13 protein-coding genes and 2 pseudogenes are annotated in these 12,330 nt (G+C 70.5%); 4 read left to right on the top strand and 11 right to left on the bottom strand.

What is annotated here, in order from left to right; genetic code table 11:
* Window positions 1-60 precede the first annotated feature (60 nt).
* The 3 genes and pseudogenes from ACZ5XS_RS36710 to ACZ5XS_RS36700 form a co-directional block, all read right to left on the bottom strand.
* Window positions 61-360 carry a hypothetical protein gene (locus tag ACZ5XS_RS36710; protein WP_468658811.1) on the bottom strand — a complete coding sequence of 100 codons (300 nt, stop codon included), beginning with the start codon at window positions 358-360 and terminating at the stop codon, window positions 61-63.
* Between the two features lie 273 nt (window positions 361-633).
* Window positions 634-1,094 (bottom strand): annotated as a pseudogene (locus tag ACZ5XS_RS36705) (electron transfer flavoprotein subunit alpha/FixB family protein); the annotation flags it as partial.
* A gap of 1 nt (window position 1,095) precedes the next feature.
* Window positions 1,096-1,170, bottom strand: a pseudogene (locus tag ACZ5XS_RS36700) (hypothetical protein); the annotation flags it as partial.
* A gap of 378 nt (window positions 1,171-1,548) precedes the next feature.
* On the opposite strand from ACZ5XS_RS36700, the gene ACZ5XS_RS36695 reads away from it, so the two are divergent.
* Window positions 1,549-2,199 (top strand): helix-turn-helix domain-containing protein, encoded by a 651-nt coding sequence (locus tag ACZ5XS_RS36695; RefSeq protein ID WP_468658809.1) that lies wholly within the window; start codon window positions 1,549-1,551, stop codon window positions 2,197-2,199.
* 35 nt (window positions 2,200-2,234) lie between these two features.
* On the opposite strand, the gene ACZ5XS_RS36690 is transcribed toward ACZ5XS_RS36695, so the two are convergent.
* The 8 genes from ACZ5XS_RS36690 to glnT form a co-directional block, all read right to left on the bottom strand.
* On the bottom strand, window positions 2,235-2,426 hold the full coding sequence (locus ACZ5XS_RS36690) for a hypothetical protein (RefSeq protein ID WP_468658913.1): 192 nt from the start codon (window positions 2,424-2,426) through the stop codon (window positions 2,235-2,237).
* A 77-nt stretch (window positions 2,427-2,503) separates the two neighbouring features.
* Window positions 2,504-3,706: an allantoate amidohydrolase gene (locus tag ACZ5XS_RS36685; RefSeq protein WP_468658807.1), complete on the bottom strand. Its 1,203-nt coding sequence runs from the start codon at window positions 3,704-3,706 to the stop codon at window positions 2,504-2,506.
* The gene (locus ACZ5XS_RS36680) at window positions 3,699-4,136 is read right to left on the bottom strand and encodes a HutD/Ves family protein (RefSeq protein WP_468658909.1); all 438 of its coding nucleotides are present in this window, start codon (window positions 4,134-4,136) and stop codon (window positions 3,699-3,701) included. The genes ACZ5XS_RS36685 and ACZ5XS_RS36680 overlap by 8 nt, the downstream gene beginning before the upstream one ends.
* A gap of 10 nt (window positions 4,137-4,146) precedes the next feature.
* Window positions 4,147-5,325 carry an NAD(P)/FAD-dependent oxidoreductase gene (locus ACZ5XS_RS36675; protein WP_468658805.1) on the bottom strand — a complete coding sequence of 393 codons (1,179 nt, stop codon included), beginning with the start codon at window positions 5,323-5,325 and terminating at the stop codon, window positions 4,147-4,149.
* A complete protein-coding gene (locus ACZ5XS_RS36670; RefSeq protein WP_468658803.1) occupies window positions 5,325-6,668 on the bottom strand; it encodes an FMN-binding glutamate synthase family protein in 1,344 nt (447 codons plus the stop codon). Before ACZ5XS_RS36670 ends, ACZ5XS_RS36675 begins: the two co-directional genes overlap by 1 nt.
* 11 nt (window positions 6,669-6,679) lie before the next feature.
* Window positions 6,680-7,372, bottom strand: coding sequence for a glutamate synthase (locus tag ACZ5XS_RS36665; protein WP_468658801.1), 693 nt, complete (start codon window positions 7,370-7,372; stop codon window positions 6,680-6,682).
* Window positions 7,369-8,280, bottom strand: a complete 912-nt coding sequence (locus ACZ5XS_RS36660; protein WP_468658799.1) for a class II glutamine amidotransferase domain-containing protein — start codon at window positions 8,278-8,280, stop codon at window positions 7,369-7,371. The genes ACZ5XS_RS36665 and ACZ5XS_RS36660 overlap by 4 nt, the downstream gene beginning before the upstream one ends.
* Before the next feature lie 32 nt (window positions 8,281-8,312).
* On the bottom strand, window positions 8,313-9,641 hold the full coding sequence (gene glnT / locus ACZ5XS_RS36655; protein ID WP_468658797.1) for a type III glutamate--ammonia ligase: 1,329 nt from the start codon (window positions 9,639-9,641) through the stop codon (window positions 8,313-8,315).
* Window positions 9,642-9,798: 157 nt separating this feature from the next.
* Between glnT and ACZ5XS_RS36650 the strand changes: the two genes are divergently transcribed.
* The 3 genes from ACZ5XS_RS36650 to ACZ5XS_RS36640 all read left to right on the top strand — a co-directional run bounded on the left by ACZ5XS_RS36650 (window position 9,799) and on the right by ACZ5XS_RS36640 (window position 12,328).
* A complete protein-coding gene (locus ACZ5XS_RS36650; protein ID WP_468658795.1) occupies window positions 9,799-9,978 on the top strand; it encodes a hypothetical protein in 180 nt (59 codons plus the stop codon).
* Between the two features lie 72 nt (window positions 9,979-10,050).
* Window positions 10,051-11,370: an aminotransferase class I/II-fold pyridoxal phosphate-dependent enzyme gene (locus ACZ5XS_RS36645; RefSeq protein ID WP_468658793.1), complete on the top strand. Its 1,320-nt coding sequence runs from the start codon at window positions 10,051-10,053 to the stop codon at window positions 11,368-11,370.
* Between the two features lie 64 nt (window positions 11,371-11,434).
* Window positions 11,435-12,328, top strand: coding sequence for a dihydrodipicolinate synthase family protein (locus tag ACZ5XS_RS36640; RefSeq protein ID WP_468658791.1), 894 nt, complete (start codon window positions 11,435-11,437; stop codon window positions 12,326-12,328).
* Window positions 12,329-12,330 lie beyond the last annotated feature (2 nt).

The raw sequence follows: 12,330 nt of genomic DNA, 5'->3' as shown, positions 1-12,330 counted from the left end.
AAGGAAACGAAGTTTCACCGCAGTAGACCGGTCGGGTGTTACGGACGCTCAAGCGCCGAATTAAGGGCGAGTTTCGGTCACTGCCCAGGCCGGCCGGTCCAGCCGGAACCGGGGGAGCGGCTCGGCCCGGCCCGTGGCCAGATCGGCGGCCATCGCCCCGATCAGCGGGGCGAACCCGGCGCCGTGCCCCGAGCAGGGCGACACGATGACCAGGGGGCTGTGGCGGTCGAGGACGAAGTCGGAATCCACCACGAGCACCCGGGCCGCGCTGCCGGACAGGAGGTGGTCGACCTCCTCGGCACCCTGGTGAGTCGCTCCACCTCGACGGCGAAGGCGCTCACGGCCCCCCACCCACCTCATCGAGGTTCCTGTCCGATTCCTTTCTGTCGTCGCCTTCCCAGACGCAACCGTGTAGCTGTGATCACCGCTCGCCCGTTCGTCGGCGTCACAGTGGCCCCCGTCCGCAGCATGATGAGGGTGCGGTCGGTGAGGACGCGTCCCAGGTCGGGACGGTGCAAGCCTGGGCCGAAGGCAGTGAAGCCGAGCCAGGGAGGCGGCGCGGCTCGGCGCAGCAGATCGCGTCTCACCGGAAGACACACCTCCGGCGACCGGCAACGGGCGGCTCCTATGACGTCATCCCACGCTTGACCCCATGCGCTGGTTGATCTCGGCGGTAAGGGCAGGGAGGACGGTGTGGAGGTCGCCCACGACACCGACGTCGACGAGCTCGAAGATCGGCGCCTGCTCGTCCTTGTTGACGGCAACGACGGTCTTCGAGGTCTGCATGCCCGCGCGGTCTTGCCGGTCTGGCCGACCTGGAAGATGTGCGGCATCCAGCCCGAGTCGACGGCGGCACGCGAGGCGCCGACCGCGGCACTCAGCGCGTCGGCGAGGTTCTCGACGGGTGTGAAGCCGCCACCGGTGCCGCGGCCGCCAAAGACCACGATCGCGGCCTCGGTCAGCTCGGGACGACCCGCCACCGTCAACCCGAACTCCGCCGTGCCCAAAGGAGGCCGCCGGCGCCGGCACGCCGACCTCGGCCGGCACCGGCGAGGTGGCGACCGCGTCCGAGCCGGCGATCGCGTCGTCACAGACCAGCACGGCCTTGTCGGCGCCCATCCGCAGGGCATTGCGGACCGCGGCCTCCGCGTCGGCCGGGCCGACGGCCAGGGCGGTGACCTCGACATCCTCGTCCTCGCGCTCCTCCTTGAGACTCTAAGAAGAACAGATCGTCGCCTGCCTGCCGAAGGCCATCCACTGGCCGCGAACGAGCTCGTCAGCGCCGAGGACCTGGCACGCGAACCGCTGATCTTCTTCCCCGCCAGCGGCATGACCGGCTTTGTGGCGGAGATCAGGCCGCCGCACCACGGACGCTCACCCCGGCCGCGCGGTTGTTCCGGCAGTCACTCTTCGAGGCGGCGGCCGCCGTGTCCGCACCTTCATCGGCCTCGGCGGCCTGACAACTGCAGTGGGGGCGGCTCCCGTTTCGGTACAAGCCGGCCGAACCGCGGTCACTGGCAGTGGACGCTGTGACGTTAGGGTGTACTTATGGGAGAAGATACGAACGCGCTGCTGCGCAACGTCGGCACGGCACGCGACCGCCCTGCCGACGAGCCGATCGAGACGCTCGAACTCGAGGCAGCGATCGCCCGCAACGTGCGTGAACTGCGCCATCAGCGCGGGCTTTCCGTCACCGACCTGGCGGCCAAGGTCGGTATCTCCAAAGCGATGCTTTCCAAGATCGAGAACGCCCAGACCTCGTGCAGCCTCAGCACGCTCTCCCTGCTGGCCAAAGGCCTCGACATTCCAGTGACCTCACTGTTCCGCGGAGCTGACTCCGAGCGCCCGGCCTCCTATGTGAAGGCCGGGCGAGGCACACCGATCGTTCGCAGCGGCAGCCAGGTGGGGCATGACTACAAGCTCCTCGGATCCCTTCGCGGTGAGCACAAGCGCCTCGAGTGCCTGCTCGTGACTCTCACCGCGAACAGCCAGACCCATCCGCTCTTCCAGCACCCCGGCACCGAGTTCATCTACATGCTGGACGGCACGATGGACTATGGCCACGGACGCAGTGTCTACCGCCTCAAGCCGGGCGACACCCTGATCCTCGACGGCGAGGGAGCCCACGGCCCCGTCGAACTGGTGGACCTGCCGATCCGCTTCCTCTCCGTGATCGCTTTCCCTGACGGCACCAACTGAGGCCGTCGTCCAGGTCGCTGCGGAAGGCAGGAACCTCAGCCCCGCAGAGACGGTTCGAGGCTCCTGCCGTCGCGGGGCAGACGGGAATGTGACGACAGGGCCTGGAACGAGTCGCGTTCGGCGCCGATGGTGGTGTCTTCGCCGTGTCCGGTGTGGACGACGGTCTCCTCGGGGAGGGTGAAGAGGGCCGTGCGGATGGAGTCCCGGGGGTCATCTCTGGGTGGCATCGCGGGTGTTGAAGCAGTACGTGGGCTCGCCGCGGCGGAACGCCCGGCCCTCCCCGCCCTTCGGCTGCGCCTCCGTCTCACCGGCAGTGCAGTGTCTCCAGGCTGTCGGCGAGCGCCGCGGCGCCGATCTCGGCGTCGGCGTCCTCCACCTGCTCGGCGGGGGCGTGCGAGACGCCCGTGGGGTTGCGTACGAAGAGCATCGCGGTCGGCACGTGGTCCTTGAGGACGCCGGCGTCGTGGCCGGCGCCGGTGCCCAGCTGCGGCGCCGCGTCGAGCACGTCCGCGAGCCGGTCCCGCAGCCGTGGGTCGAAGTCGACGGTGGAGCTGAAGGACTCCTCGGTCATCTCCGCGGTGCAGCCCTCCTCCGTGGCGAGCTTGCGCGCGGCCCGCCCGACCTGGTCGACGAGGTGACGGGTGACGGCATCGTCGGGATGCCGTACATCGAGCCAGAGGTCCACCCGGGAGGCGATGACGTTGGTGCCACCGGGCACGGGCACGAGCCGGCCGACGGTGGCCCGGGCATCCGGGACGGCGCGGGCGAGGCGCCGCACCTCGGTCACCAGCAGTGCCGCGGCCACCATGGGGTCACGCCGGTCGGCCATGACGGTGGTGCCGGCGTGGTTGCCCTCGCCGGACACGGCGATGCGCCAGCGTCCGTGCCCGAGGATCGAGGAGGCGACCGCCACCGGCCGTTCCAGGTCGACGAGGCCGCGCCCCTGTTCGACGTGCAGCTCGACGAACGTGCCGATCCGCGCCAGCGTCTCGGTGTCGGGGCCGAGGTGTGCGGGGTCCAGGCCGGTACGCCGGGCCGCCTCGGCGAACGTGACGCCGTCGGCGTCGGTCAGCGACCGGGCCCGGTCGGGGTCGACCGCGCCCGTCAGGAGCCGTGACCCGAGGCAGGCCACGCCGAAGCGGGAGCCCTCCTCCTCGGGGAAGACGGCGATCGCGCGCCGCCCGGCGACACCGCGGGCGGCGAGTTGGTCGAAGGCGACCAGCGCCGAGGCCACGCCGAGGGGGCCGTCGTACGCGCCGCCGCCCGGGACGGAGTCGAGGTGGCTGCCGGTCACGACGGCCCCGTCCCCGACGCCGCCGTGCCAGGCCCAGAGGATGCCGTTGCGGTCGGTTTCGACGTCGAGCCCGCGCTTTTGCGCGTGGGCGACGAACCATGAGCGCAGGTCGAGTTCGGCACCGGAGTAGACAGACCGGGTGTAGCCGCCGCGCTGGGGGTCCGTGCCGACGTCGGCGATTTCGGCGAGCAGGGAGGAGACGGTGTCAGTCATCGGGTTCCTTGAAGAGTCGTACGTCGGCGGCCAGCTCGTCCAGTCGGACGGTGGCGTCGGCCGGGTGGCGAGGGGCGGTGGCAGGCCGGAGGATCACCTCCGCCCGGCACGCGCCCCGTCGCGTCATCACGTTGAGTGCCCGGGTGGGCGTGTCGAGGGCCAGCGTGACCGGTGCCTCGCCGGGGAACCGCGCCTGGTCGCCGGCCGCGAGCCGCTGCTGCCGCCCGTCGACCGTCAGCCGCAGGGGGCCGAGCGCGATGAAGAGGCGATCGAGCCCCGGGAACGTCGAGAACGGCGCGTCGCGGTCGAGATCGGCCACGCTGATGCGCCACAGGACCCGGCCGGACGCGTCTGTCCCGGTCGCGAGCTCCCGGGTGGCTCCGGCACCGTTGCGCCAGGGGGTCGGGGCAACCCGGGAGGGGTCGAGCATCCCGGTCACGTCACCTCATCTCGCCGGCACCGGCATAGGGGTGCAGGCTGTTCAGAGGTTTGCCTTCGGCGAACCGTTCGAGGCGGAAGTCCGAGGCGGGGATGTCGGGGTCGGTGCTGTCGCCCTCGAACACCAGGTCGGCGACGAGGTCGCCCACGGCCGGGCTGATCTTGAAGCCATGGCCGGCGAAGCCGGCGGAGAGGATCAGGCCGTCGACGCCTGCGACCGGGGCGATCACGGGGTTCCAGTCCGGCGGGACGTCGTACACGCCGGCGTAGGTGTGGGTGACCGACGGGTCGGGGAAGCCCGGGAAGCGGTGCATCACCTTCTCCGCATACCTCTCGATACTGGCCTCGCCGGCGATGTTGGAGTAGTTGTCGGGGTCGACGAACTTCTTCTGGAAGTCGGCGTGGTCGCTGTTGCCGACGAGGAACTGGCCCGCACCCTCCAGCCGGCAGTACTGCAGGCTCACCAGGTCGGAGACGACCGGGAGGTTCGGCAGCGGCTCGCCGGCATCGACGATGAGGAGCTCCGAGCGGTAGGCCTCGATCGGGACGTCGATCCCGAGGTCGGCGAGCAGCTTCGCCGACCACCAGCCCGAGGCGACGACGACCAGATCGGCATCGACCACCTCACCGCCGTCGAGCAGGACACCCGTCACCTTGTCGCCCGCGGTGAGGATGCGGGCGACGGGGGTGTTCTGCCGGATGCGCGCGCCTTGGTCACGGGCCACCTGCCCGTAGTGCAGGGCGAGTTGGGTGGCGTCCGCGAACCCGCCACGCGGTTCGTACGACGCCAGCGCGATGTCGCCGACCTCCATCATCGGCCACAGCCCGGCCAGCCGGTCGTTGTCGATGAGGTCGACGTCGATGCCGAGGCCCTGGTGCATGGCGGTGTTGGCCCTGAGCGGCTCGGCGTTCTCCTCGCCGACGACGACGGTGTAGCCGACCTGGCGGAAGCCGACCCGGTCGCCGAGCTCCTCGAAGACCGGGATGCTCCGCCACGCCATCGCGGCGATCGAGGGCACGCCGTAGTGTGCGCGCACGATCCCGCTGGACTTGCCGGTGCCGCCGCCGGCGAGCTGGTGCCGCTCCAGGACGAGCACGTCGGTGAGTCCGCGCTGCGTCAGTGCCCGGGCGATCGAGAGTCCGATCAGGCCGCCTCCGACGACCACTGCCTTCGTCGCCATCAGAACCCCTGTCCCGGGATCCAGGAGGTACCGGCGAGCGGGACGCGGGCCATGGCGGCCGCCTCGATGGAGGTGGCGACCATGTCCTCGGGTTCGAGGTGGGTGACGTGGGCCTTGCCGCAGGCGCGGGCGATCGTCTGGGCCTCCATGGTGAGTACCCGCAGGTAGTTGGCGACTCGTCGGCCGCCCTCGACCGGGTCGAGCCGCTGTTGCAACTCCGGGTCCTGGGTGGTGATGCCCGCGGGGTCCTGGCCCGCCTGGAACTGGTCGTAGAACCCGGCCGCCGAGCCGAGCTTCTCGTACTCCGCGGCGTACTTCGGGTCGTTGTCGCCCAGCGCGATGAGGGCGGCGGTGCCGATGGCGACGGCGTCGGCACCGAGGGCGAGCGCCTTGGCGACGTCGGCGCCGGAGCGGATCCCGCCGGAGACGATGAGCTGGACGCCGTCCGGCTTCTTGTGGACGCCGAGTTCCTGGAGCGCCTGCACCGCCTGCGGAACGGCGGCGAGGGTCGGGATGCCGACGTGCTCGATGAAGACGTCCTGGGTGGCGGCGGTGCCGCCCTGCATGCCGTCCACCACCACGACGTCCGCGCCGGCGTGCACGGCGAGCTTGACGTCGTAGTAGGTGCGCGAGGCGCCGACCTTGACGTAGACCGGCTTCTCCCAGTCGGTGATCTCGCGGATTTCGTTGATCTTGATGGTGAGGTCGTCCGGACCGGTCCAGTCGGGGTGGCGCGAGGCCGAGCGCTGGTCGATGCCGGCGGGCAGGTCCCGCATGCCTGCGACCCGCTCGGAGACCTTCTGGCCGAGCAGCATGCCGCCGCCGCCCGGCTTGGCGCCCTGGCCGAGGACGATCTCGATGGCGTCGGCACGGCGCAGGTCGTCCGGGTTCATGCCGTAGCGGTTGGGCAGGTACTGGTAGACCAGCGTCTTGGAGTGGCCGCGCTCCTCCGGGGTCATGCCGCCGTCGCCGGTGGTGGTGGAGGTGCCGGTGGCCGAGGCCGCACGGCCGAGGGCCTCCTTGGCGTTGGCTCCGAGTGCCCCGAAGCTCATGCCGGCGATCGTCACCGGGATGTCGAGTCGGAGGGGGTACTTGGCGTTGCGTGCGCCCAGTACCACGTCGGTGCCGCACCGCTCGCGGTAGCCCTCCAGCGGGTAGCGCGACACCGAGGCGCCGAGGAAGAGCAGGTCGTCGAAGTGGGGCAGAGCGCGTTTGGCGCCCCAGCCGCGGATGTCGTAGACGCCGGTCTCGGCGGCACGCTGGATCGCGGCGATGGTGGCCCGGTCGAAGGTCGCGGACTCGCGCAGGCCCAGCCGGGCCCGGTCATCGGAGGTGAGGGTCATCGGATCCTGCCTCAGTACTCGTTCTCGTGGGTGAAGTGGTAGAGGGTGCGGGCCGAGCCGTAGCGCTTGTACGACGCCGGGTCGTCGTCCTCGAAACCGGCCGCCTTGAGCAGGCCTGCCAACTCCTCGAGGTGCTCGGGCCGCATCTCCTTCTCGACGCAGTCGGCCCCGAGCGACTTGGCGGTGCCGCGCAGGTAGATGCGGGCCTCGTAGAGCGAGTCGCCGAGCGCGTCCCCCGCGTCCCCGCGGACCACCAGGCGGCCCTTCTGCGCCATGAAGGCGCTCATGTGCCCGACGTCGCCGCCGACGACGATGTCGATGCCCTTCATCGAGATGCCGCAGCGGGCGCCGGCGTCGCCGTCGATGACCAGCAGACCGCCACGGCCGGTGGCCCCGGCCGACTGTGAGGCCGAGCCCGTGACGTGGACGGTGCCGCTCATCATGTTCTCGGCCAGGCCCTGGCCGGCGTTGCCGTTGATGACGACCTCGGCCTGCTGGTTCATGCCGGCGGCGTAGTAGCCGAGGTGACCGTCGACGGTGACCTTGACCGGCGCGTCGAGGCCGACCGCGACGTTGTGGGCGCCGCGGGGGTTCTCGATCACGTACTCACCTTCGAGGCCCGCGGCGTGGAGCGCCCGGTTGACCTCGCGCAGGGGCGTGGTGCTCAGGTCGAACGCGGGCACTGCCTCGTCGGCGGAGCTCATGCCGACACCTCCTGACGGTTCCAGTGGTAGATGACCTCGGGCTCGGGCTCCCAGATCCGGGCGTTCTCGACGCCGGGCAGGTGGGCGAGGGCCCGGTACTCCGACGCCATCGCCACCCAGTCGTCGGTCTCGGCGATGACGGCCGGCTTGCAGGCGATGGCGTCGCGGACGACCGCGAAGCTGTCGCGGTTGGAGACCAGCAGGGTGTAGAAACCGTCGAAGGTCCGGGTCAGGTCGGTGAGCGCCTCGTCGACGCCCTTGCCCTCCGCGAGTTGGTGCGCGACGAAGCGGGCGCCGACCTCGGTGTCGTTCTCGGAGTCGAACTCGACGCCTGCGGCCCGCAGATCGCGGCGGATCGTGGCGTGGTTGGAGAAGGAGCCGTTGTGCACCAGGCACTCGCCCGGGCCCACGGCGTAGGGGTGCGCGCCCGACGACGTGACCGCCGACTCGGTCGCCATCCGGGTGTGACCCACGCCCTGCCAGCCCTGCGCCTTCGCAAGGCCCCAGCTCTCGGCCAGCGCCCGGGGGGCGCCGACGCCCTTGAGGACGGCGAGGTCCTCGCCGAAGCCGCCGATGAGGACGTGCGGGTAGGCCTTCTTCGCGGCGGACAGCAGCACCTCCGAATCGACGTCGGCGCTGGCGAGCACCACGTTGTCGACGGTGATGGCCGTCACCTCGGTGCCGGTCTCGGCGCCGAGCGCCGCCGCGACCGTCTCGCCGGACACCTCGATGTCGATCAGTGAGACCGAGCCCCTGCCACGCGGCGACCAGTCCTCGTTGCCGTAGACGGCGATGCCCGCCGAGTCCGCGCCGCGGTCCTCCATCTCGCACAGCATCCCGGTGAGGAGCTCACCGAGCCGGGAGTAGAGCTCGGGGCTGCGCAGGTGCAACCCGACGATTCCACACATGTGTTGAGTCCCTTTCTCGGGGTGACGGGGCCTCAGAAGGCGGTGAGGTAGCGGTCGTGCTCCCAGGCGGAGACGGCAGCGTGGTAGGCGAAGAACTCGTCCTTCTTCAGGCTCGCGAAGTAGTCGGCGACCCCCGGGCCCGCGACGTCGAGGGTTCCCTTGACGATGCCGTCGGCCTCGAAGGCCTCGACGGCGTGCAGCAGCGTCAGCGGGAAGGGGGTCTCGGGACCGGTGCCGAGCTCGCCGAGGGAGAGGCCGCCGGCGACGCCGTCGAGGCCGGCGTCCACGGCCGCGGCGATGGCGAGATACGGATTGGCCGAGCCGTCGCCGCCGCGCAGCTCGATGCGCTGGTTGTCCGGGATGCGCACGTAGTGGGTCCGGTCGTTGCCGCCGTACGTCGGCAGTTTGGGCGCCCAGGTCGCACCGCTCGCACTGGAGGCGACCGCGCCGGTCCGCTTGTAGGAGTTGACCGTCGGTGCGATGACCGCCTGCAGCGCGGTCGCGTGCTCCAGGATGCCGGCGACGAAGGAGTACGCCGTCTTCGACAGCCCCAGACCGACCGAGTCCTCGTCGCCCTCGCTCGCCGGGAAGACCGGGGTGCCGGTCGCGGTGTCGCGCAGGGAGAGGTGGAGGTGGAGGCCGGAGCCGGTGCGGTTGGCGAACGGCTTCGGCATGAAGGTCGCGATCATGCCCCGCTCCTGGGCGAGCACGCTCAGCAGGTAGCGGAGGGTGACGACTCGATCGGCTGTCGTCAGGGCGTCGGCGTACTGGAAGTTCTGCTCGAACTGGCCGTTGCCGTCCTCGTGGTCGTTGGCGTAGTTGCCCCAGCCGAGCTGGTTCATCGCGGTGCTGATCGAGGTCAGGTGGTCATACATCCGGGTGACGCCACGCGCGTCGTAGCACGGCTGGGCCGCGACGTCGTCGCTGTCCGCCGGGACCAGGGCACCCGCCGCGTCGCGCTTGAGGAGGAAGTACTCCACCTCGGCGCCGGCGTAGGGCGCGAAGCCGGCGGCGGCCGCCTTGGCGACGACCTGTTTCAGGATCACGCGGGGAGCGAAGGGCCACGGCTCGCCCTCCACGTGGGGGTCGCAGTGGACGATCGCCAGGCCTTCCTTGACGAACGGGATGGGGGTGAAGGAGGCGACATCCGGGATCGCCATCAGGTCGGGGTCCTTGGGCTCCTGCCCGATCGCACCGACGGCGTACCCGGCGAAGCCGACGCCCGCCGTCGCCAGCTCGTCGACAGCCTCGACAGGCACGAGCTTGGCACACGGCTTGCCATTGAGGTCGACGAAGAGCGTCAGGAGGAACTTGGTGCCGCTGGCCTCACAGAGGGCGGCCAGGTCGAGGCTGTCGGGCATGATGACTCCTGAAGTCAGGTTTACTGAAATGAATCAGCGTCTCCGCTGAGTAGACCCAGCGGATATTTCCCTTTCGTTTCGGAGCGGTTAGGTCTGGATCTCGTGAGCTTCGGATCCGGTCCTACGGATCGCCCGGCCGACGCGCGGTGCGGCAGCCGTGCGATGGGTCGCCGTCGTCGACCGCGGCTCGCGCCGAGCCAAGGTCGCCCGCGGCAAGCTGCACCGGGGCGATGTCCCTGACCCTCCCGTAAAGGCGTACGACGGGCCCGTCCGCCAGGGAGGGGGCAAGACCGTGGACGTACTGCACGAACGCTGCGTGGCCCTCGACGTCAGCTAGGACCACCTGGTAGCCATGATCCATGGTTTGGCATAGGACAAAAATGCTAGGGTCGATGCCGGAGGTGATGACGTGCAGATCAAGGGGACTACCGCGGCTGAGATCGCAGGCAGTGTCCGGGACCAGGTTGCTTCGGGAGAGCTGGCGCCGCGGGCAGTGCTGCCGCCGGTGCGGGCGCTCGCCGCCGGGCTGGGGGTCAACCGGAACACGGTGGCCCTGGCGTACCGGCGGCTCGTCGAAGCCGGGGTGGCCGAGACCCGGGGGCGCGGCGGCACGGTGATCGCGGCGGTGCCGCAGCTGGCCCGTGAAGGAGTCGGCGTCGGGGGCGACGCGGTCGACCTGGCCAGTGGCAACCCCGATCCGGACCTGCTGCCCGGCATCCTGGCTGCGGCCAGGAGCGGGCACTACCGCCCTCCCCTGTACGGCATGCCCGCAGTCGACGCGGGGCTGGCCGAGTGGGCCTGCGCCGACTTCGCCGAGGACATCGAGCAGCCGTTCAGGACGCTGGTGGCGCACGGAGCGGTCGACGCCACCGAGCGCCTCCTCAACGCCCACCTCACCCGCGGCGACACGGTGGCGATCGAGGACCCCTGCTTCCTGGCGAGCATCGGCACGCTGCGGTTGAACGGCTACCGGTCCGCGCCGGTCCAGGTCGATGGCGCCGGCATGCGTCCCGACGCCCTGAGGGCCGCACTGGAGGACGGTGCCCGTGCGGTCGTCTGCACGCCCCGCGCCCACAACCCGACCGGTGCGAGCCTCACCGAGGAACGGGCGGCCGGCCTGCGCGCGGTCCTGGCCGACCACCCCCAGGTCCTGGTGATCGAGGACGATCACTTCTCCGCGGTCTCCGCACGGCCGTACCACCGCATCACCCCTCCCACCACCGCGCGCTGGGCACTGGTGCGGTCCGTGTCCAAGTTCCTCGGCCCGGACCTGCGTCTCGCTCTCGTCGCCGCCGACGCCGAGACCGCCGTGCGCCTGGAGGCCCGGTTGAGCGCCGGCACCACGTGGGTCAGCCAGCTGCTGCAGCACATCGTCCGCGAACTGCTGCTCGATCCCGGTGTCCTCGAGCTGCATGAACGGGCCCGCGAGGCGTACGCGCACCGCAGCGGCCTGCTTGTCGACCGGCTGCACGCCCATGGCATCGAGGTTCCTGACCGGCCCGACGGGCTGAATGTATGGGTCGAACTGGACGTCGACGGCCGGTCGGCGGTCGAAGCCCTGGCACAGCGGGGCTGGGCTGTCCGGCCCGGCCACCTCTTCGTCCGTGACCCCTCCACCCACCAGGGCGCCATCCGGGTCACGAGCTCCACCATCAGCGAGCCACAGGCCGAGGCGTTCGCCGCCGAACTCGCCGCAGTCGTGGCGCAACTGCGGACGACTGGCAGCTGACCGCGACCATTCACGCTCCCTTGAAGCCCTGTGAAGCCCTGTGAAGACCTTTGAAGGAGTCATCATGTTCCGTGGCCTGAGCGCCTTTCCCCTCACACCCACTGACGAACACGGCATCGACGACACGGCATACGCCACGCTCGTCGCTCGCCTCGCAGCCGTCGGCGTGGACTCGATCGGTGCGCTCGGCTCCACCGGTGGGTATGCCTATCTCACCCGGGAACAGCGTGCCCACGCTGCGAAGATCGCGGTCGAGGCCGCTGACGGCGTGCCTGTCATCGTCGGTATCGGCGCGCTGCGCACGACCCATGTCCTGGCGCTGGCCGAAGACGCCCAGAAGGCGGGGGCCTCCGGTGTGTTGCTCGCCCCGATGACGTATCAGCCGCTCACCGAGAACGAGGTGTTCGGCCTGTACGAGGATGTCACCCGCGAACTGTCCGTGCCGCTGTGCGTGTACGACAACCCTGGCACCACACATGTGAACTTCACCGACGAACTGCACGGCCGGATCGCGCAGTTGCCGAATATCGGCTCGATCAAGATTCCCGGAGTGCCCGACGATCCGGCGCAGGCCAAGGCCCGGGTCGACGCACTGCGGACGTTGATCCCCCAGACGGTCACCATCGGTGTGAGCGGCGACTACACGGCCGCCCGAGGTCTGAACGCCGGGTGCGACGCCTGGTACTCGGTCATCGGCGGTACGTTCCCGCAGACCGCGCTCGCTCTCACTCGCGCCGCTCAGAGCGGTGACGCCGACCGGGCGATGGACCTGTCCGACGAACTCGAGCCGCTGTGGGCACTGTTTCGCCGCCATGGCAGCCTGCGTGTCATGTCAGCTGCCGCTTCCCACCTCGGCCTGACGGGGGAGCCGAACCTGCCGCTTCCCCTGCGCGGGCTGGACGAGGCCGCGCGTCAGGACGTCGTCGCCGTGCTGAGCGCCCTCAAGCTCACCGCCTGAGC

The sequence above is a fragment of the Streptomyces sp. NPDC033131 genome, from assembly GCF_055578365.1.
The sequence above is the reverse complement of the archived record's forward strand: the minus strand, read 5'-3'. Positions and strand labels throughout refer to the sequence as shown.